Source organism: Tolypothrix sp. VBCCA 56010, from assembly GCF_050875635.1.
Classification (GTDB): Bacteria; Cyanobacteriota; Cyanobacteriia; order Cyanobacteriales; family Nostocaceae; genus Hassallia.
Map to the genome: position 1 here is coordinate 1 of NZ_JBPAOH010000474.1, position 327 is coordinate 327.

1 pseudogene is annotated in these 327 nt (G+C 57.5%); it reads right to left on the minus strand.

What is annotated here, in order from left to right:
• Positions 1-314, minus strand: a pseudogene (locus AABK37_RS42040) (hypothetical protein); the annotation flags it as partial.
• Positions 315-327: the final 13 nt, after the last annotated feature.

Consider the following 327-nt stretch of genomic DNA (forward strand, 5'->3'; position numbering starts at 1 on the left):
GTGCGGCCGATGCCTTTCACTCCCAGCACTTCCTCCCAAATGCCGATCAGGCTGGACTCCAGCTCCGTCAGCTCCTCCCCCTGCGAAACACCGCCGCCACTCCGACGGTACGCTGGCAACGAACGGTAGTCGGTCTTTCCATGGGATGTCAACGGGATCTTTTCTATCCACACAAATCCGGATGGTATCATGTACCCTGGTAGATGAGTCGACAGGAACGTCCTCAAGGCTTCCTCATCATGGCGCTCACCAGTGTAGTATCCGATCAGCTCCCGGTCTTCTCCTTCCCCCTGAAGGCATACTACTGCGCCCATAACCCCGTCCATC